Consider the following 20,995-nt stretch of genomic DNA (forward strand, 5'->3'; position numbering starts at 1 on the left):
CTTTATTTTATCAGATTTTTGCCTATCTCTCTTTTCTTTTTTCTTAATTTTGTCCAATATCTATTGTAGCACTACACTCACTCCTCACTTAAACTCCCCTCCCCCCTTGATTTTTCCCGTAATATGTAGTATAATAAATGAAATAGTGCATAATAACAGAAAAATTCTTACAGAGAGGATCTTTATAAAATGGAAATAATCAATAAGTCCGATGAAAAACTCCTTGCAGAATATGAACAGTTCGCAAGCACCAGCAAATACGGCAATTTCATGCAATCCCTCAAATGGCCGAAAGTAAAGGACAACTGGGGCTGGGACGCTGTTATCTCCCGTGACGCTGACGGCAATATCCGTGGAACTTGCCTTATCATAATCAAAAAAGTGCCTATTTTCGGTGTTACTTTTATGTATGCCCCTCATGGCCCTGTTTGCGACTGGTCTGATAAAGAGGTCATGACCGACCTTTTTGAAGGCGTAAAGGTGCTTGCAAAGAAATACAAATGCTACCAGTTTATGTGGGACCCTTGTTTCGAGGAGGGCGACGACAAGTGTACAAAGCTTATCGAGGACATGGGCTTCAAGCACATACACAAGGCGGCTGAGCTGACCACTATTCAGGCTCGTAATAACTATATGCTCAGAAATATCGAGGGCAAGACCCCTGACGAGGTCATGGCGACTTTCAAGCCTGACTGGAGAAACCGTATCAGAAAAGCCCCTAGAAAGGGCGTTTACTGCAAGGCTTGCGGCACTGAGGCTCTTGACGATTTCTACCCTCTCATGCAGGCAACAGGTATCAGAGATGGCTTCTCTATCCGTTCAAAGGAGTATTTTGTAAAAATGCTCAATGGTCTTGGTCCTGAACACTGCCGACTTTTCATGTGCTATGTTGACGAGGACGGCAAGCAGATACCGTTGTCAGGTGCAGTAACAACACAGTATGCAGGCAAGACCTGCTATGTTTATGGTGCTTCCTCAAACCACCACAGAAACCTCTACCCTAACTATCTCATGCAGTGGACGATGATAAACTGGGCTTTGGAGGGCAAAAACTATATCTATGATTTTCAGGGCATACCATTCTACAACGATGAAACAAACCCTAACTACGGCGTATACAAGTTCAAAAAGGGCTTTAACGGCGAGGTCGTTACCTATGAGGGCGAATTTTTCTACATTTTCAAGCCTTTCATGAAGAAAGTCGTAGACTTCTGCGAAAAGATAGTTATGGACAGACACGAACGCAAAAGACAGAAGCTTCTCAAAAACAGAAATAAGGATATGCAGTAGACGGCAATAGATTAAATTTAAAAATTTTTGAACAGTTTATACATTTTTACCCATTCTTTACACAGACAACATTTGATTTTTACTTATATGTGATATGATTTACAAAGAGGTGAGCAAGGTGCATAAAGGCGTTATAAGGACCTTGTGGCTCATTGCCGCATTGAGCCTGGTGCTGAGTTATGCTGTGATGTGCATTGCATGGCTTTCAAAGGGCTGTCGCTATGGAGCGCAGTTTTGCATAAACGTTTTTATGAGAGCGCTTCCTCTTTGTCTTATATTCCTGTGCATCGTCGAGCTTGCAGGGCTTTTCATATGGGTCTTCAAAATAAAAAAGCTCGAAAGGCTCTACGCTAAAAAGGGCGGCTGTGACGAATATTTTGAGCTTCTTGAAAAATATCTTCTCAGGCAGAACAAAGATAAGGGCCACGGGCTTTTGAAGCTTGCCGCTGTTTACATTTCAGAAAAACGCTTTGAAAACTGTTTTCTCACACTTGACCGTATAGCTTTTGATAAGCTTACCCCCTCAGATCAGAACAAGTATTTTGAACTGCTTCTTTACGGCAGACTCATGTCAGGAGATATTTCTCAGGCAAACGAGATATTTGTTTCGGCAGAGCATTACTTCAAGCGAGGTCTTCTCGATAAACGCAATGGGCAAATGCTTTTCACCATTGGTCTGCTAGAATATTTCAACGAACGCTTTGAAGCAGCGGTGAAGTTTTTTGACAGCGCAGAGAAAAGCCGTGACGCTGACAAGACGCTTCGGTGCAACTGTGAGCTTTACAAGGGCGAGTGTTTTCTCGCTCAGGGTGATGTGAGATCGGCAAAGGCTTCGGCTGAAAAAAGTGCGGCGCTCGTTAGTGACGATAAGCAGGAAGCACAGCTTGGAAAGCTGATGACGCAGGTAGAAAAAGCTTACATCAGAACAAAAGAAAAGTCTGCTGATACGAAAGCAGACAACACCACGGAAGGAGGATATGCCTTTTAAGGCATAGAAACAAGTATGATAATAAACGCACTCAGAGGCTTTTGCATGGCTCTTGCGGACAGCGTTCCGGGAGTTTCGGGAGGAACTATAGCATTCCTGCTAGGTTTTTATGACAGCTTCATAAATTCCCTTAACGACATTATGGGACGTGACAATGCAAAGCGTAAAAAAGCATTTTTCTTTCTTATAAAGCTTGGCATTGGCTGGGTGATCGGTATGCTTCTTGCAGTAAGCGTTCTTGCCAACGTGTTTGAAAGCGGAATCTACAAGGTAAGCTCGCTGTTTCTGGGCTTTATCATTCTGGCGATACCGGTCATGATAATGGAAGAAAAAGAGAGCATTAAGGGCAAATATTACAACATCATATGGGCTGTTATCGGCATTGCTATCGTTGTGGGCATTTCCCTTATAAATCCCTCCGGCAGCGGTGCTGACGTTTCTCACATGAATATAGGCACAGTGATATTCGTTGTTCTTGCAGGAATGTGCGCAATATCTGCAATGGTGCTTCCCGGCATTTCAGGCTCCACCATACTTCTCACATTCGGTCTTTATATGCCTGTTATCACGGGAATAAAAGAGTTCCTTCATCTGAATTTCGAGTATTTCGGACTTCTCTGCTCTTTGGGTATCGGCATTATCCTCGGCGTTTTCGTTACTCTCAGGCTTATCAAAAAGGCTCTTGAAAAGTTCAGAAGCCAGACTATCTACTGCGTTATCGGCATGATGATAGGCTCACTGTACGCCATTGTTATAGGTCCTACAACGCTTAAAGAGCCTAAAGACCCTATGACCTTCAGTACATTCAGCATCGTATTTTTTATCATCGGTGCGGCGATCGTGTTCGGTATTCAGGTAGCAAAGAGCGTGTATGACAAGAAACAGCTTGCAAAGGCTGAAGAAAAGATAGAAGAAGAATAGATATTATATCAAAACGAACGAATATATAAAAAGGCTCAATTTCTGCATCATAGAAATTGAGCCTTTTGCTGCAAATAACGTAAGTACACTTTTTTCTGAACACATATCGTATGGACTATATGCCCACCTAGCAAATTCATATTCTTGTGATTATATAAAAACTACCGCCCCTACTGCCCCCTTTTGCTGTTCATTCTTCCAAAATCAGCATTTTATACAATTGAACGCCTTGACAATTATGCAACTATACCATATAATAAAATTAGGTAAATACTATATCCTGTGTTATATTCCAAACATAATATGACAGCTATTGCAGAAATAGCATATCAGCGTCTATGATTTCTACAAATCATACGCCTGCCCTATGTAAAAAGTGTTTAAATTTTAGGGGCGTTTGGCATTTTTTCTTGCAAAAATTGTCGGCTTGTGGTATAATTATCAGGAGCAGGGGCGTGCTATTCCCCCAACGGGTGAAAACTATCCTTATTTCTCAAACGTTTTCGCCAATACAGTAATAAAGGTGCAGAGCGCAAAGCTCGACTTGAAAGTATATAGGAGGTAAAGATTTATGGCAAATAGTGCTGTAGAAAAAACAATTTCCACGCAGGAACTTAAAGAAAAGCTTCTTGACGTTCTTCACAACGATTTCCAGACAACACCTGAGGACGCTTCCGATCAGCAGGTATACGAGGCTCTTTCTAAGATCGTTGTAGGCATTCTTAAAGCTAAGAGAAGAAAGTTCACCGTTAAAACTCAGTCTGAGGGCAAGAAGAAGGTCTACTATCTTTCAATGGAATTTCTTATGGGAAGAAGCCTTAAGACTTCTCTTTATAACCTTGAAATGCAGAAGCAGGCTACAAAGGTCCTTAAGGACATGGGCATTTCTATAAACGGCATTTACGAGTGTGAGCCTGACGCAGGTCTTGGCAACGGTGGTCTTGGAAGACTTGCTGCCTGCTATCTTGACGCTCTTGCTGCCGACGGCTATCATGCTACAGGCTATTCTATCTGCTATGAATACGGTATCTTCAAGCAGAAGCTGGAGGACGGCTGGCAGACCGAGCTTCCTGACAACTGGCTCCCAGGCGGCTCTGTATGGCTCGTTCCTGTTCCGTCAAAGGCTGTCGAGGTTCGTTTTGACGGCGAGCTTAAGGAATACTGGGACAATCAGTATCACTGCGTAACTCACGAGAACTACACATCAGTTATGGCTGTTCCATACGATCTGTTCGTATCAGGCTACAACAGCGAGGCAGTTTCAAAGCTCAGACTTTGGAAAGCTGAAATGGCTGACTTTGATATGTCAATGTTCAATCAGGGCGACTATCAGAAGGCTCTTAGCAAGAACATTATTTCACAGGCTATCACAAAGGTGCTTTATCCTAACGACAACCATGCAGAGGGTAAGTCACTCAGACTTAGACAGCAGTATTTCCTTTGCGCTGCTTCTATCGGCGATATCGTAAATCAGCACATGAGCGTTTACGGCACACTTGACAATCTCCATGAAAAGGTAGCTATCCACATCAACGATACTCACCCGACACTTGCTATCCCAGAGCTTATGAGAGTTCTTCTTGATGATTGCGGCTATTCATGGGACAAGGCTTGGCACATCGTTACGAACACATTTGCATACACAAACCACACTGTAATGCCTGAGGCTTTGGAGAAGTGGGACTGCAACCTCCTCAAGAGCGTTTGCCCTAGAATCTTCTCTATCATTATCGAGATAAACGAGCGTTACTGCAAGGATCTTTGGGAGAGATACAAGGATCAGGCTAAGGTTTCACATATGTCTATCGTTGAGGACAACAAGGTGAAAATGGCTACACTTTGCGTACACGCTTGCCACAGCGTAAACGGCGTTGCAAAGATACACTCTGAGATCATCAAGAAAGAAACATTCAAGGACGAGTATCTTGACACACCAACAAAGTTCAAGAACGTTACAAACGGTATCGCATACAGAAGATGGCTTTATCAGTCTAACGAGGGTCTGACAGATCTTCTTTGCGAGAAGATAGGCGACGGCTTCCTCAAGAATGCCGCTGAGCTTTCAAAGCTTGCTGTATTCAAGGACGACAAGGACGTTCTTGACAGACTTGCAAAGATCAAGCTTGACAACAAAAAGAGTTTTGCAAAGTATGTAAAGAATCAGTACGGCGTTGTTCTCAACACTGACTCTATCTTTGACGTTCAGGTAAAAAGACTTCACGAATACAAGAGACAGCAGCTCAACGCTTTGAACATCATAGCACAGTACAACTACCTCAAGGCTAATCCAAACGCTGATTTTGTACCAAAGACATATATCTTTGCTGCAAAGGCTGCTCCTGGCTACTACATGGCAAAGCAGATCATCAAGCTTATCTGGAACATTTCTCAGGAGCTGAAAAAGGACAAGAAGCTCAACGAGAAGCTCAACGTTATCTTCCTCGAGGACTACAACGTATCACTTTCTGAGATACTCATGCCAGCTGCAAACATCTCTGAGCAGATCTCACTGGCAGGTACAGAGGCTTCAGGTACAGGTAACATGAAGCTTATGATAAACGGTGCTATCACACTGGGTACTCTTGACGGAGCAAACGTTGAGATACACGAGCAGGTAGGCGACGACAACATCATCATCTTCGGTATGAACGTTGACGAGGTAAACGCTTGCAAGTCAGGCTACAAGCCTATGGACATCTACAACTCCAACGCAGTTGTTAAGCAGGCTATCGACACACTTCAGTACGGCATCAACGGACAGCAGTTCAACGAGATCGCTGACAGCCTGAAGAACTCTGACCCATACATGGCTCTCAAGGACTTCGATTCTTACCAGAAGGCACAGGCTTACGCTTCTGAGTGCTACAAGGATCAGACAAAGTGGCAGAAGATGAGCCTTGCAAACATTGCAGGCGCCGGCATTTTCTCCGCAGACCGTTCTGTTGAGGACTACGCTAGAGATATTTGGGGTCTTTCAAAGTAATTTATTAATACAAAAAATTATCGGACAGTTGCTTGGTGCGACTGTCCGATTTTTTTGTACATATACGCAATTCATGAAACGATAAATTTGTAAGACCACAAGATGAGCGAAAGGAACGGGACGACGAGGGCGTCGTCCTCTACATGGTTCGAGCGATGTTTATACAATGTGAAAATCAACATAAATAGTGACGTGCGAGAAAAGCGGGCTGTCGAGGGCGCCAGCCCCTCATTGTTTGTGCGATGTTTATTCAATGTGAAAAGCAACATAAATAGTGACGTGCGAGAAAGGCGGGCTGTCGAGGGCGCCAGCCCCTACATTTTTTTAACACACAAAAAAGGACGGCTTTTCTTCGCCGTCCTTTTGATTTCTAATTTAGTCCTCGTCAGCAAGTGCAAAATCTATCTTGCCGGAGTTTACATTTGCGTTTATCACCTTTATTCTGATAGGGTCGCCCACACGATATTCCATGCCGTTTGTAAGGTTTTTCAGGCTCACCATATCGTCGCATACATACTCACCGTCAGGCATATTGTCCGTGTGAAGAAGTCCCTCGCAGGTGTCAGGAAGTGCGATAAAAAGACCGAACTCAACGGCTGAAACCACTGTTCCCTGAAACTCCTCACCGATATGAGCGTTCATATACTCAGCCTTGTAGCAATCCTCACAGCTTCGCTCCACCTGCATTGCGGTAAGCTCCGTCTTTGTGGACTGATCGGCTGAGGCGTTAACGAACTTGTTGAACTTTGTGGCGCACTCCTCTGCACTGCTGCCACTGAGAAAAGCTGACATTATTCTATGGATAGTCAGGTCAGGGTAACGTCTGATAGGCGAGGTGAAGTGGGCGTAATCCTCCAGCGCAAGTCCGAAGTGACCCACAGGCTCAGTGGAATATCTTGCCTTTGACATACTTCTCAGAACGATATTGTTCATGATAAGGTCGATATCAGTACCCTTTGCGGCTTTGAGTATCTCCGACATATCCCCAGGGCAAGCCTTTTCGCCCAGCTTATACTGGACGTTGAGCTTGACAAGCGCTTCTCTCAGAGATTCAAGCTTTTCGTCTGACGGCTCTTCGTGGATACGATAAACGAACGGCAGGTTATTATCCATGCCAAATCTTGCGGCACACTCGTTTGCAACAAGCATGAAGTCCTCTATTATCTCCTCGCTTCTTCCACGGGTACGCCTCTCAACGCCCACGCAGATATCCTCGTCATTGATGATAAGCTTGCTCTCAGAGGTTTCAAGCTCAGGACAGCCACGGTTTTTCTTGTTTTTATACAAAATATCCGCAAGCTCTTTTATAATAGGAAGCTGATCTGAAACCTCGGCATACTTTTCTTTAAGTTCAGCATCGTCACTGCCTGCCAAAAGTGAATTTATCTCGGAATAAACGCCCTTTACACGGGAGCGGATAACAGTTTTTGCAAACTTATAGTCTGTGATATTGCCCTGCTTGTCAAGTTCACAAAGACATGAGAACGCAAGTCTGTCCTCATTCGGATTAAGGGAGCAGATGCCGTTTGAAAGCTCCTTAGGGAGCATTGGTATAACACGGTTTGCGTAATAGACGCTTGTGCCACGTTTGAAAGCTTCGTTATCCAGTTGTGACTTTGGCTGAACATAGTGGGAAACGTCAGCGATATGAACGCCAAGGAGATAACCTGTTTTGGTTCGTTCAACAGAAATTGCGTCGTCGATATCCTTTGTATCTGCGCCGTCAATGGTGAATATCGGCTTGTCACGGAGGTCAAGGCGGTTGGGTATCTCATCTTTTATCCTTGAATAATCAGACACTTCCCTAGCTTCATAGATGACCTCGCTTGGGAAAACAGGTGTTAGACCGTTGACCTCAAGGACGCTCATTGCGCAGGCGGAGGCTTTCATGGAGCTTCCATAGCTTGAAACTATCTCGCAGACGTGTTCTGAGTGCCTGTTTCCACGCTTTGTGATCTGCGCCACCACCTTATCGCCCTCGTGAAGCTCAAGACGCATTGGGTTCTCAAATGTCATTGCATATTTTGACAGCATATCAGGAACGATTTTCAGCACGCCGAACTCGCTTACAAGCTCCCCTGTGAACTTAGCAAAATTCTCCTCCACAATGCTCATGACCTCGCCCTCAGTGCAAGCTCCCTCGCCCTTGAAGGTTCTCACAAGGACGATATCGTGTGGCATTGCGCCTTTTAGATACTTGCCCACAACAAAAATTTCCTCGTCAGTGTCAAGATTTTTCACAAAGCCGTAGGTCTTATTGAGCCTTACCACCTCGCACTTGACGAATTTCTTAGGGTCAACGAGCCTTATGCCGAATTTGTCTTCCATTATCTCGCCATTTTTCTTCATTTTGTCAACGGCTTTTGTGAATTTTTCAAACTCAAAGCCCTTTCCTCTGCATGATCTCAGCAGTTCTTTGAAAGTCAGGGGCTTTTTGCCTGCTTTTTTTAATTTTGAGTATATTATTTTTCTGTAATCTAACTTCATAAATTTCCTTTCTTTTTACTGTTACTTTACTTTCCAAAAGAAAAAGCCCTGCACGGAGCAGGGCGGGCAATTATTTCTTGATCTGATAAATGATATTTACAGCAAGAGTTATCACGAATATCAGTATCGCACTTATCCTTGTCAGTCTGTTAAGCTTAGCGTCCTTGGTGTTTGAACCGTTCTTTCCATAGAAAGAATCGTTATATCCACCGCCGATAGCAGATGTAAGACCCTGCTCTTTGGTGTCCTGCGCAAGAACTACAAGTATGATAACGAGGCTGGCTACGATCAGCAGTGCGCCTGCAACGATCTCAATTACGCTCATTTTTGTTCCTCCAAAACATAATTATACATTTTAATATATTATAGCACACATCTTCTCAGATTGCAAGGGGTTTTCAGAATTTTTTCAATTCTTTTTCTTTTTATCGGTGCTTTCAGCCTTTGAGGTAGTATCTTTCTGCTTCTCCACCTGCTGGATAACTGTGACGTTTGACACATCAAGACGTTTTTTCAGAAGCTCTGTGACAGTTTTGAGCTGTTCATCGGTAAGAGCCTTGTTCTCATATAGCACCACTGCTATGCCATTAACTGTTGTGGGCGAGCCTACTGAATGGCTGCTCATGTGACCGCCTGCCGCACCTGTTATGTTTGGATAAACGATAGCAAGCTCCTCGGCGATATCGCTCATGTCGATATCATAGCTCTGATAGCTGTCAAGCTGTGCCTTCAGATTTTCATTCTCGGCTTTAAGGTCGTCGTTTTCTTTCTGCGCAAGCACCTGTGCCACCTTGTTCTGTGTTTCCTCATCGTCGGCATTCTTTTCAAGCATCTTTTCGACCTCGTCAGCGGTAACACCGCTTTCCACCTCGGTCTGTGTTATCACAAGCTTATAATCTCCCAATCCGAAAGCTTTCAGCTCGCTTTGAAGCGCCTTTGTATCGGCAGTGCTTATCTTCTTGCCAAGAAGTGCCACTTCTATCATACGTTTATCGGTATCTATTGTTTTCTGCACTATCTGAGTGCCGTCAAAGTCAAAATTCTCGGTGATAAACTTCTCTGCACTGCTGTTATCCATTGTCTTTTTCACAATATCATAGCCAAGATAAATACTAGGCAGCATGGTAATAACTGTGATAAAAGCGATATTTCTGTGTATCTTTTTCAAAGCCTTCGGGGAAATATCGTTGCCATGAGGCAGCCTTAAAAGCTTCAGCACAACGATAGCCGCAAGGCAGATGAAAAAGCTGTTTATGAAAAAGAGATACAATGCTCCGCCGAAATAGTCAAGGCGGTGTCTTGCCAAGCCGTAGCCTGCGGTACAAAGAGGCGGCATGAGTGCTGTTGCGATAGCCACGCCTGGGATAACGTTGCTTTTCTCCTTACGGGTCTGACCTATTATGCCGGCAAGTCCGCCAAAAAGGGCAATAAGAACGTCCCACGCTGTAGGTGTGGTTCGGGCGAGAAGCTCGGAGGAGGCTGTGGTGATAGGTGAGATAGTAAAGTAAATAGTCGAGGTGATAAGGCAAATGACCACCTGTATGCCAAGTCTTATTGCCGCACCCTTTGAAAGAGTCAGGTCATTGGTGGCGATTCCGTAGCCTATGGCTGTGATGCCGCCCATAAGAGGTGAGATGAGCATAGCACCGATTATAACGGCGGTGGAGTTCATATTCAGACCTATGGAAGCTATAAGTATGGCAAGCATGAGGATACACATATTAGTACCCTGAAGTTTTGCGCCAGATATTATCGTATTATGTATCTCATCAGGGTTAGCCATATCCCAGCGCAGACTGAACATATTTCTAAGCCCTTGTATAAATCTGCCTTCCTGTAATTTCAAATCTCAGACCTCCTCTGCTTATTTTACTGCACCCCATGCGATGTTCTGCAAACGCCTTGCAGAATCGGTAGTGCCTGCGCCTGTCTGCTGGATAAAATATAGTATGCAGAGCTGTTCTTTTGGGTCAATGCTGAAATAACAGCCCATCCAGCCGTCCCAGCCGAAAGAGCCTTCTGACTGGATAAGTCCTGCGGTGGAAGGGTCTTCAAGGATACGCATGAAGTTACCGTAGCCGTGACCCTTTGTGCTGTCCCAGTTAAGGGTCTTGCGCTGTTCAGGTGTAAGACCGTTTCTTGTCATGAAATCGACCGTGTTTCTGCCGAGTATCCTCACGCCGTCAAGCTCGCCCTTGTTCATAAGCATTTTGGCAAACTTTGCATAGTCCTCTACAGTGGAAACAAGACCTGCTCCGCCCGACTCAAAGGCAGGAGGTACAGTGTAATCAGTAAGGCAAAGGTGGAAGTGAGTGAACGGCTCGTTTCCGCCATTTTTGTATTCATAACACTGGGCAAGTCGGCTGTACTTTTCCGCTGGGATATAGAAGCCTGTATCATCCATACCGAGGGGTTCAAAGATCTCTTTTCTAAGAAAATCTCCGAACTTCATGCCAGAAACCACCTCGATAACAGCACCCATGATATCGGCAGACGCACCGTACATCCACTTTTCACCAGGGGAGAACATAAGAGGACGCTTGCCCATTTCCTTTGCGAAGCTCACAGTATCCAGAAGCTTTTCGCCTTTGAGATATTTTTCAGACTGCTCGCCCCAAAGCGCACCCATTTTCTGACCTGCGGGAGTGTCGTCAGGATAAGGAATACCGGAAGTCATGGTGAGCAGGTCGCCTATGGTTATATCTCTGTCAGCAGGACACTCACCGTTCTCATCAAGAACCACAGGGTCGGAGAACTCAGGGATAAACCACTTGAGCAGGTGACGAGTGTCGAGCAGGCCACGCTCGATAAGTATCATTGTGGCAGCGGCTGTGACAGGCTTTGACATAGAAAAAAGTCTGAAAATGCTGTCAGTTTTCATAGGGATATTTTTCTCCTTGTCAGCAAGACCAAAGCTTTTGAGATAGACCGTTTCACCTTTATGGATAACGCTGAGAACTGAGCCTGAGAAAACACCCTTGGTTATCTCTTTTTGTGCAACAGCGTCGAGATATTTAAAATTTTCGTACATGATAGACCTCCGTGTTATGATGTTTGATATATAGGATTATAACACAGTTCGGGTGGAAATGCAAGATTTTGTGCGGCAACAAAAAAATCCGCCCTACCACAGTAAGGCGGAATTAGGTGCAGGGGCAAGCCCCTGCTGGCGGAGATGGAGAGATTTGAACTCTCGCTACGGTTTTGCCGTACTACCGCATTTCGAGTGCGGACCCTTCAGCCACTTGGGTACATCTCCTTGTGTCAACTATACTATTATACAAGTAATCGCAAAAAAAGTCAAGCCCTTTGTGCAAATTTAAGCACAAAGAGCTTGTCCATTATCTATTGCTGAGCACGCCTCTGCATCTCCTTAACATATGCAAGCGTTTCAGGAGTGTAGCCCACCATTGCGTTGGGACAACATTGGGAAAGCAATTGCATAAGCCCCATGGCGGTGTCCTTGCCCTTGGCATATACGTTAAAACGCAGTACATTCTTCTTGTGCTTCGTGCAGACGATTATCTCGTTGGTGTAGCTGATGAAATTCATACTCGCTGTGTGCTGGTAAATGCCGTAGGCTTCCTCTCGCCAGCACATCTGAAATGGCGCTTTCTTGTTGGCAAGCACCCTGTCGGATACGATAATATAATCGTCCTGATATTGTATGTTGGCGTAAAGCTCGTCAGCCTGCTGTAAAAGATCGGGATTGGCTTTGAATATGCCGCTCTTTTCAGGGTGCGTCCTCCGTGACGTACCAAATATAAGAAATATAACACCAGGCGTAAGCGCAAAAAGTCCAAGTATCAATACGCTGTATTCACCGGCTACTACCGCCGCAAATGAGATAAATCCACCCATTAGCGTGAGTATCACACCGCCAACTATCATTGCTATCATTCTTTTTCGTATGTTGGCAAATACTACTTCTCGTCCCATTTTTGTTACCCCTCTTTACTTTTTATCCGTGATTCTGCTTTGCAACAAGACTCTCTCCGCAGTATATCTTCCTGAGCTTCGGCTTCTCTATCTTGCCCGTCGGGTTTCTCGGTATGTCTGCAAAAATTATCTTGTGCGGACGCTTGTATCTCGGAAGCTTCTGACAGAACGCCATTATCTCTTCCTCTGTGCATGGGTGGTCTGGCTTTAGCTCGATTATTGCCGCCGCTATCTCGCCCAAACGCTGGTCAGGCAGACCAATTACTGCCACGTCCCTGATAGCGTCATGACTTCTCAAAAAGTCTTCTATCTGTACAGGGTAAAGATTTTCTCCACCACTTATAATAACGTCCTTTTTGCGGTCAACAAGGTAAATAAATCCGTCCTCGTCCTCCTGAGCCATGTCGCCCGTGAAAAGCCAGCCGTCTTTGAGAGTTTCAGCCGTCGCCTTTGGATCTCTGTAGTAGCAGGTCATAACGCCAGGACCTTTTACGCAAAGCTCGCCAACTTCACCACGCTTTACAGTGTTGCCCTTATCATCAACTATCTTGACCTTCCAGCCAAAGCCTGCCTTGCCTATTGCGCCTACCTTGTCAATGTTATCCATGCCAAGGTGTACACAGCCGGGACCTATAGATTCGCTAAGACCATAGTTAGTGTCATATTTGTGGTTAGGGAAAACCTTTTTCCAGCGTGCAATAAGTGACGGCGGAACAGGCTGTGCGCCTATGTGCATAAGCCTCCACTGTGAAAGCTCATACTTTGAAAGTGTCACCTCACCGCTGTCGATAGCGTCAAGGATATCCTGTGCCCAAGGCACAAGAAGCCATACTATAGTACACTTTTCCCTTGATACAGTATCAAGTATAAATTCAGGCTTCACGCCCTTGAGAAGCACAGCCTTGCCCCCTGAGATAAGGCTTCCGAACCAGTGCATCTTCGCACCTGTATGATAAAGGGGAGGAATACAAAGGAAAACGTCCTCCTTTGTCTGACCGTGATGGTTCTGCTCAACTCTTGCGGCGTGCATAAGGCTCTCGTGATTGTGCAGGATAGCCTTCGGGAAGCCAGTTGTGCCTGACGAGAAGTAGATAGCCGCATCATCCTCATCAGTAAGCTCTATGTACGGAGTAGTGCTTGCACAGTTTGCAGTGAGCCTGTCATAATGCTCCGCAAATGACGGACAGTTCTCGCCAACATAAAAAAGAAGTCTGTTCTTGCTTATCTCATCAGCTATCTCCTCAACTCTGCCGATAAATTCAGGACCAAATACAAGAATATCCACCTCGGCAAGGTCAAGACAGTATTTTATCTCCTCTGGAGTGTATCTGAAATTCAGCGGCACTGCAAGCGCACCCGTCTTGAGGATACCAAAATAAATAGGCAGCCATTCAAGACAGTTCATAAGCAGGATACCCACCTTGTCACCCTTTTTTACCCCACGGGATAAAAGCAGATTGGCAAAGCGGTTAGCCTTTTCGTTGAAAACGCTCCAGGTTATCTCACGGCGATAATGACAGACTGGGTTAGGCTCGATAAGCTCATATTCCTTCCAAGTCACACGTCTGGTTTCTCTGATCTCAGGATTGACCTCTACCAGAGCAACATCATTTCCGAACTCTCGTGCGTTACGCTCCAGTATCTCGGTTATAGGCATACAAAAACTTCCTTTCATAATTAAAAGCTTGAAAGCTAGAAAACTTAAAAGCTTAAAAGTATTCACAAACATATATGTTATTATTTTATCATATGATGACAAAAAAGTAAAGAGATTTAAAACAGAATAAGTGACAAAGTGAAGAAGCAATAATTGTGGAGTTTTTACAGAAGAAAAGTGTTTGCCCCTACCTGAATTTGAGCGAATACCGTCAAAAAGATAACCAACAAAAAAAGACAGCCCCACATGGGAGCTGTCCCTTAACTAAAAAAGTGTACCGTTTCAGATCTTATTCTTCTGCCTTTTCTTCCTCTTTGCTCGCCTCAGCCCCCTGCTGTGCCTTGAGAAGATCCCTGATCTCTGTAAGAAGCACTATGTCCACCGGTGGCTCTGCAGGCTTTTCAGGCTCTTCATGCTTGCCAAGTGACGCAAGCTTGTTTATGACCTTCATTATTACAAAAATAACGAACGCCATGATTATGAAGTTTATCACTGCCGTCAGAAATGCGCCGTAGTTTATGTACTGATTTCCAAGCAAATGTATCTTGCCCTCTACGTCAGCACCGCCTATACAGCCTATTATCGGATTGATAAAATTCTCCGTAAATGACGTTACGATATCCTGAAACGCAGCACCTATGATAACGCCCACTGCCAAGTCCATGACGTTTCCTTTGAGAGCAAACGCCTTGAACTCATTTACAAACTTCTTGATAAATCCTTTTTTCTTCTCTTCCATAACGGTTACGACCTTTCGTTTTTTGTTCCGAGCCACGCTCTTATGGCCATTTTATCACATATTTTGACCATTTTCAATAGTTTTTCTACAAAATCGTACGGTTTTACGTCGTTTTGCACATATATGTTAATATGCTGTAAATGCTTTGTAAACAAACATGAAAAGGTATTGCATTTCCCGAAATGGTGTGCTATAATGATTAAGCTGTTTGAGTGAGGGACATGACGATGGGATATAGCCAAGAGGTAAGGCAGCGGACTTTGACTCCGTCATTCCGATGGTTCGAATCCATCTATCCCAACCAAAAACAAGCTAAATCGAACAAACATTGGGGTGTCGCCAAGTGGTAAGGCAACGGACTCTGACTCCGTCATTCCGAAGGTTCGAATCCTTCCACCCCAGCCACAAAAGACCGTAGATTTTTTTCTGCGGTCTTTGTTTTTTTATACATTCTTTCAGCAGCCAAAAGAGAGGTTTTGCAACTGAGTATAAGTAAACATAAAAAACAAAATGTGAACAAAAATAATTCGGAATTGCGTGTTTACAAACTGGTAAAAATGTGTTATACTTAAAGTGCAAAAGAATTTCATCAAAGGAGGTCTGAAAAATGAAAAAGATAATAAACAGAAAAAATGCAGCGGCAGTGGCTTGTGCCGCTATGATGATATGTGCGGCAGGTGCTGTGCCTGACAGCGTGCTAAGTGTGAGTATGCCTGTGCAGGCGGCCGAAGCTGTGGAGCAGACAAGTCTGCCTCAGGTCACAGGGCTGACATCTAAAACGCCTGATATAAGCTCAATAAGACTTAGCTGGAACGCTGTGAGCGGTGCGGACGGCTATTCTATTGGAATGCGTTCAAAGGGTCAGTATCCTGAGATAGCAGACGTTACGGACACTACATATCTTGTTACAGGTCTGCCTGCGGCAACGAGGGAGAACTTCAAGGTAAGAGCCTATAAGATAGTGAACGGTCAAAAGGTCTATGGCGACTATTCAGTGAACTACAATTCCGCCACAAATCCACGCCCTATAAGCGGTCTTAAAGCTCAGACGGGCAATGCTTCCGTCAGCCTTTCATGGAAAAAGGTGGGCTGTTCAAACTATCGTGTCTTTATGCTGAAAAACGGCAAGTGGAAGCAGATAGCGCAGACAGATACAAACAGCTACACTGTCATAGGACTTGACGCAGGAAGCTATAAATTTAAAGTAAGAGCCTGCAAGCGTGACGATAAGGGTGCAAATCACTACGGCAAATATTCGCAGGAGATAACGGCACAGGCTGTCATGGTGAACAAGGTCACCGGTCTGACATCTAAGACCCCTAACACAAGCTCTATAAAGCTTAGCTGGAACGCTGTGAGCGATGCGGACGGCTATTCTGTGGGAATGCGTTCAAAGGGTAAATATCCTGAGATAGCTGACGTGAAAGGCACGACCTACACTGTCAAGGGTCTGCCTGCGGCAACAAGGGAGAATTTCAAGGTAAGAGCATATAAGATAGTAGACGGAGTTAAGATATACAGCGACTATTGTGAAAACTACAATTCCGCCACAAATCCAAGGAAGGTAACAGGAGTAAAAGCTTCTGACATCACCGCTTCGACACTTGACCTTAACTGGAAGTCTGTAGGCTGCACAAGCTACAAGGTGTTTATATACACAAACGGCAAGTGGAAGAACATAGCTTCATCTACGGTAAATTCCTGCGCAATAAACGGACTTTACGCAAAGACTACATACAGATTCAAGGTAAGAGCCTGCAAGACGGACGATAAAGGTTCAAATCACTATGGAGCATATTCCGAGGAGATAACCGTCAAGACCCCAGACCACACTGTCGAGGTCATAAACGGCATGAGCTATGTTGACGGAGTTCTTTTGGCGAACAAAACATATTCCCTCCCTGCAAGCTATGACCCAAAGGGTCTGACCAAAGAAACATCAGCGGCATTCAAAAAGATGCAGACCGCTGCATATAAAGACGGCATAAGCCTGTGGGTATGCTCAGGCTACCGCTCTTATTACGATCAGAGGTACCTTTATAATATGTACTGCAACCGTGACGGCAAGGCTGCGGCAGACAAATACTCCGCAAGACCCGGCTACAGCGACCATCAGACGGGCATGGCAATAGACGTAAACAACGCCAGCGACTCATTTGGCGGCACAAGAGAAGCCAAGTGGCTTGCCAACAACTGTGCGAAATATGGTTTTATAATTCGTTATCCAAATGGCAAGGAGGCTTACACCGGTTATCAGTACGAGCCTTGGCATATAAGATATGTAGGCACGCCTTTAGCACAAAACATAACCAACAGCGGACTTTCTCTTGAAGAATACTTCGGGATAACTTCGCAATACAAGGATTGACATATGTTCAGACCGCTGTTCACGGGCATCTGTGGGCAGCGGTTTTCTGTTATTTTCCATGCTCACTTATCACTTGAAATCTTGCATTTCAATATGATCTGTGTTATACTATATTTAAGGCAATACCGCACAAAGATTGTGCGTCAGATGCGTAGTCAGATTTTTGTGTGATATGACGGAAAATCTGCAAGCAGATGGCGTGCAAAGCCGTCAGGCGGGCTTTGTGCGGTGTTGCCTTATATATTTCCACTAAGGAGGTCATCTCTATGCTTCTTTCAGGTAAGACGGTCGTTCTCGGCGTCAGCGGCAGTATTGCGGCTTACAAGATCCCAACTTTAGCAAGACTGCTCAAAAAGCAGGGTTGCAATGTTCAGGTACTCATGACACAGAACGCCACTCAATTTATAAACCCTATCACTTTTGAATCCCTCACAGGCAACAAGTGCCTTATAGATACTTTTGACAGAAATTTTCAATACAGCGTTGAACACGTTGCTCTTGCAAAGCAGGCTGACCTTGTTATGGTCGCTCCTGCTTCCGCTAATGTTATCGGAAAGATAGCATACGGCATTGCTGACGATATGCTCACTACCACTGTCATGGCTTGCCCTTGCAAGAAAATGATATCCCCTGCCATGAATCACAATATGTATCACAATCCTATTGTGCAGGACAATATCCAGAAGCTTGAACGTTTCGGCTACGAGATGATCGCTCCTGACAGAGGTATGCTTGCAAACGGTGATGACGGCGACGGCAGAATGCCTGAGCCTGAGGTGTTGTTTGAATACATTCTTCGGGAGCTTGCTTTCGAGAAAGATCTTGCAGGCAAAAAGGTGCTTGTTACGGCTGGTGCGACCATGGAGGCTATCGACCCTGTGAGGTACATCACTAATCATTCAAGCGGAAAAATGGGCTGTGCAGTGGCTAAAGCGGCTATGCAAAGAGGTGCAAAGGTGACGTTAGTGGCAGGTCACATGGAGGTTTTGCCGCCTATGTTCGTGGACGTTGTGAACGTAAAGTCTGCGGCGGATATGTTTGAAGCTGTCACAAAGCTTGCTCCTGAGCAGGATATTATCGTAAAGGCGGCGGCTGTGGCTGACTACACGCCTGTTGCGGTGGCTGACAACAAGATAAAGAAGTCTGACGATGACATGAAGATAGAGCTAAAACGCACGAAGGATATTCTTGGCTATCTAGGTCAGCACAAACGTGACGGTCAGGTCACATGCGGTTTTTCCATGGAAACGCAGGACGTTATCAAGAACTCTGAGAAAAAGCTCACCAACAAAAACTGCGATATGATATGCGCAAACTCACTAAAGACCGCTGGCGCAGGCTTCAAGACGGACACTAATGTTATCACCCTTATCACTGAGGGCGGTGCTGTGGAGCTGCCTATTATGACCAAAGAGCAAGCCGCTCACAGGATACTTGACGAGCTTGCGAAAATGATATAAGTGTACGATAATATGTACAGATAAACAGATCACGAAGGGAAATACGCCATATGAAACGTATTGAGATATATGAAAACGGCATTAATATAGTATTTGAGATAACAGACGACAACGAGGCAAAGCTTCTGCACTTCTCTGCTCTGCCTTTTGATGAAGCCAAGACGGCTTCATACATGGGGCTGAAAACTTTCAGACCTGTAGAGATACAGGCGAGCGGTATCGACCGCCCTGACGAGCGTCACGGCAACAAATATATCGTGACCGCTCCGGGCTGGAGAATGAAGTTCAAGGATTTCCGTGATGTGAACAATGACCATGGCAGAAAGCTTGAGCTTGTGACATTTGATGAGGGCACAGGTCTTGAAGCTGTGTCCCACTATCAGTTTTACACTGGCACGTCTGTTGTACACTGTTGGACTACCCTTACAAACAAGGGCAGCGAGGTACAGACCATTGAATATATGTCCTCCTTTGCGCTGACGGGCGTAGAAAAAGAGGGGCTTAAAAAGCCTGAGGACAAGATGAAGATATGGGTATGCCACAACTCATGGCAGCGTGAATTGCAGTGGCAGGACTACACTCTTGAACAGGTGGGGCTTGCGTCCTCTGCTAAGCCTACGGAACAGCGTTCATCAAAGGTATTTGCCTGCACAAACGTTGGAAACTGGTCGGCAAAGGAATACATACCAATGGGTGTGCTTGAAAACACAGAAGCAGGCTCGGTGCTGTTTTGGCAGATAGAGCAAAACGGCTCTTGGCACTGGGAGCTTTCGGACGTGGGAGGACACTTCTATTTACAGCTTTCTGGGCCGTCGGAGATAGAGTCCCACTGGTATAAAAACCTTGTGCCTAACGAGAGCATAGAAAGCGTGAAATGTGCAGTAGGCTCGGTGACAGGAAGCTTTGATAAGGCTATGGGCGAGCTGACGAAATACCGCAGAAAAATACGTCGCCGCAACAAGGATAATCAGAGGCTTGCGGTAATATTCAACGACTACATGAACTGTCTGTGGGGCGACCCTACGGCAGAAAAGGAGTTTCCCCTTGTGGACGCTGCGGCAGAAGCAGGCTGTGAATATTTCTGCATTGACGCAGGCTGGTATGCTGACGGCTTTTGGTGGGACGAGGTCGGTGAATGGAAAGAGAGCAGAAAGCGTTTTCCTAACGGCGTAAAGGAAGTTGCCGACTATATCCGCAAAAAGGGCATGATACCCGGGCTTTGGCTTGAAATAGAGGTCATGGGAATAAAGTGTCCGCTTGTGGACAGCGTTTGCGATGACAGTTGGTTCTTCACACGTCACGGCAAGAGAGTCTATGACAGAAGCCGTTATCAGCTTGATTTCAGGAATCCCAAAGTCCGTTCCCACGCTGACGAGGTAATAGACAGGCTCGTTTCTGAATACGGCATAGGCTATATAAAAATGGATTACAACATAGAGCCTGGTATAGGCACTGAGCAGAACTGCGACAGCGTTGGCGAGGGTCTGTGGGGTCATGAAAAGGCTTATCTTGAATGGCTTGACGGTGTTTTTGCTCGTCACCCTGACCTTATTATAGAAAACTGCTCCAGCGGTGGGCTCAGAATGGACTATGCGATGCTTTCAAGATACTCCATTCAGTCCACATCAGATCAGGACGATTACAAAAAATACTGCACCATTGCGGCGAACTCCCCTACTGCCCTTTGCCCTGAGCAATCGGCTATCTGGGCTTATCCTATCACCTCAGGTGACAGAGAAGAAGTTGTTTTCAACATGATAAATGCAATGCTTCTGCGTATCCACCAGAGCGGTCACCTTGGCAACATCGACCCTGAACGCAAGGCACTTGTTAAGGAAGCTATCAGCGTTTACAAGAAGATAAGGGCGGACATAAAGGAAGCAGTGCCGTTCTGGAGCTTGGGACTGTCCAAATTTTCGGACGACTGGGTATCTCTCGGTCTGAGAAACGGCAACAAGGCTTATCTTGCCGTATGGAGGAGAGAGGGCAAGAGCGACACCTGCGTTTTGCCTATCGACTTCCTCAAGGGTGTTGAAGCAAGGGTGAAGTGCATTTATCCTGATTTCAGTGAGACCCCTGTGGAGTTTTCAAAGGCGACAGGCAATGTTTCCGTTAAGTTTGACAGACCTTATATGGCTAGACTTTTTGAGATAGAGTGGTAAA

General features: G+C 45.2%; 14 protein-coding genes and 3 tRNA genes. 9 read left to right on the forward strand and 8 right to left on the reverse strand.

What is annotated here, in order from left to right:
• The first annotated feature begins 189 nt into the window (after window positions 1-189).
• The 4 genes from AB5123_RS04715 to AB5123_RS04730 all read left to right on the forward strand — a co-directional run bounded on the left by AB5123_RS04715 (window position 190) and on the right by AB5123_RS04730 (window position 6,182).
• The gene (locus AB5123_RS04715; protein WP_278945496.1) at window positions 190-1,290 is read left to right on the forward strand and encodes a peptidoglycan bridge formation glycyltransferase FemA/FemB family protein; all 1,101 of its coding nucleotides are present in this window, start codon (window positions 190-192) and stop codon (window positions 1,288-1,290) included.
• Between the two features lie 94 nt (window positions 1,291-1,384).
• Complete coding sequence (locus tag AB5123_RS04720) at window positions 1,385-2,278, forward strand: hypothetical protein (protein ID WP_147343268.1); 894 nt, start codon at window positions 1,385-1,387, stop codon at window positions 2,276-2,278.
• 15 nt (window positions 2,279-2,293) lie between these two features.
• A complete protein-coding gene (locus tag AB5123_RS04725) occupies window positions 2,294-3,199 on the forward strand; it encodes a DUF368 domain-containing protein (protein WP_368364567.1) in 906 nt (301 codons plus the stop codon).
• Window positions 3,200-3,770: 571 nt separating this feature from the next.
• Entirely contained in the window at window positions 3,771-6,182 is a 2,412-nt protein-coding gene (locus AB5123_RS04730; protein ID WP_022287542.1) for a glycogen/starch/alpha-glucan phosphorylase, read from the forward strand.
• 375 nt (window positions 6,183-6,557) lie between these two features.
• On the opposite strand, the gene rnr is transcribed toward AB5123_RS04730, so the two are convergent.
• The 8 genes from rnr to mscL form a co-directional block, all read right to left on the reverse strand.
• Window positions 6,558-8,669 (reverse strand): ribonuclease R, encoded by a 2,112-nt coding sequence (gene rnr / locus AB5123_RS04735; RefSeq protein ID WP_337811891.1) that lies wholly within the window; start codon window positions 8,667-8,669, stop codon window positions 6,558-6,560.
• 70 nt (window positions 8,670-8,739) lie between these two features.
• Window positions 8,740-8,994, reverse strand: coding sequence for a preprotein translocase subunit SecG (secG, locus tag AB5123_RS04740; protein ID WP_022287545.1), 255 nt, complete (start codon window positions 8,992-8,994; stop codon window positions 8,740-8,742).
• Window positions 8,995-9,078: 84 nt separating this feature from the next.
• Window positions 9,079-10,515 carry a DUF389 domain-containing protein gene (locus AB5123_RS04745; protein ID WP_267301584.1) on the reverse strand — a complete coding sequence of 479 codons (1,437 nt, stop codon included), beginning with the start codon at window positions 10,513-10,515 and terminating at the stop codon, window positions 9,079-9,081.
• A gap of 18 nt (window positions 10,516-10,533) precedes the next feature.
• Window positions 10,534-11,700: a serine hydrolase domain-containing protein gene (locus AB5123_RS04750; protein ID WP_368364568.1), complete on the reverse strand. Its 1,167-nt coding sequence runs from the start codon at window positions 11,698-11,700 to the stop codon at window positions 10,534-10,536.
• A 136-nt stretch (window positions 11,701-11,836) separates the two neighbouring features.
• Window positions 11,837-11,928 (reverse strand) — tRNA-Ser (locus AB5123_RS04755).
• Between the two features lie 86 nt (window positions 11,929-12,014).
• The gene (locus tag AB5123_RS04760; RefSeq protein ID WP_337812395.1) at window positions 12,015-12,608 is read right to left on the reverse strand and encodes a hypothetical protein; all 594 of its coding nucleotides are present in this window, start codon (window positions 12,606-12,608) and stop codon (window positions 12,015-12,017) included.
• Window positions 12,609-12,630: 22 nt separating this feature from the next.
• Window positions 12,631-14,265: a class I adenylate-forming enzyme family protein gene (locus AB5123_RS04765; RefSeq protein WP_117924498.1), complete on the reverse strand. Its 1,635-nt coding sequence runs from the start codon at window positions 14,263-14,265 to the stop codon at window positions 12,631-12,633.
• A 289-nt stretch (window positions 14,266-14,554) separates the two neighbouring features.
• Window positions 14,555-15,004, reverse strand: a complete 450-nt coding sequence (mscL, locus tag AB5123_RS04770; protein ID WP_289148567.1) for a large conductance mechanosensitive channel protein MscL — start codon at window positions 15,002-15,004, stop codon at window positions 14,555-14,557.
• 228 nt (window positions 15,005-15,232) lie between these two features.
• Here mscL and AB5123_RS04775 point away from each other — a divergent pair.
• The 5 genes from AB5123_RS04775 to AB5123_RS04795 all read left to right on the forward strand — a co-directional run bounded on the left by AB5123_RS04775 (window position 15,233) and on the right by AB5123_RS04795 (window position 20,994).
• Window positions 15,233-15,308: transfer RNA gene (locus AB5123_RS04775), tRNA-Gln, on the forward strand.
• A 25-nt stretch (window positions 15,309-15,333) separates the two neighbouring features.
• A tRNA-Gln gene (locus tag AB5123_RS04780) sits at window positions 15,334-15,409 on the forward strand.
• A gap of 202 nt (window positions 15,410-15,611) precedes the next feature.
• Window positions 15,612-17,372, forward strand: a complete 1,761-nt coding sequence (locus AB5123_RS04785) for a D-alanyl-D-alanine carboxypeptidase family protein (RefSeq protein WP_289148566.1) — start codon at window positions 15,612-15,614, stop codon at window positions 17,370-17,372.
• Between the two features lie 266 nt (window positions 17,373-17,638).
• Window positions 17,639-18,832, forward strand: coding sequence for a bifunctional phosphopantothenoylcysteine decarboxylase/phosphopantothenate--cysteine ligase CoaBC (gene coaBC / locus AB5123_RS04790; protein ID WP_278649506.1), 1,194 nt, complete (start codon window positions 17,639-17,641; stop codon window positions 18,830-18,832).
• A 50-nt stretch (window positions 18,833-18,882) separates the two neighbouring features.
• A complete protein-coding gene (locus AB5123_RS04795; protein ID WP_368364569.1) occupies window positions 18,883-20,994 on the forward strand; it encodes a glycoside hydrolase family 36 protein in 2,112 nt (703 codons plus the stop codon).
• Window position 20,995 lies beyond the last annotated feature (1 nt).

The organism is Ruminococcus sp. RTP21204st1_B2_RTP21204_210225 (assembly GCF_040914135.1).
Taxonomy (GTDB): domain Bacteria; phylum Bacillota; class Clostridia; order Oscillospirales; family Ruminococcaceae; genus Hominimerdicola; species Hominimerdicola aceti.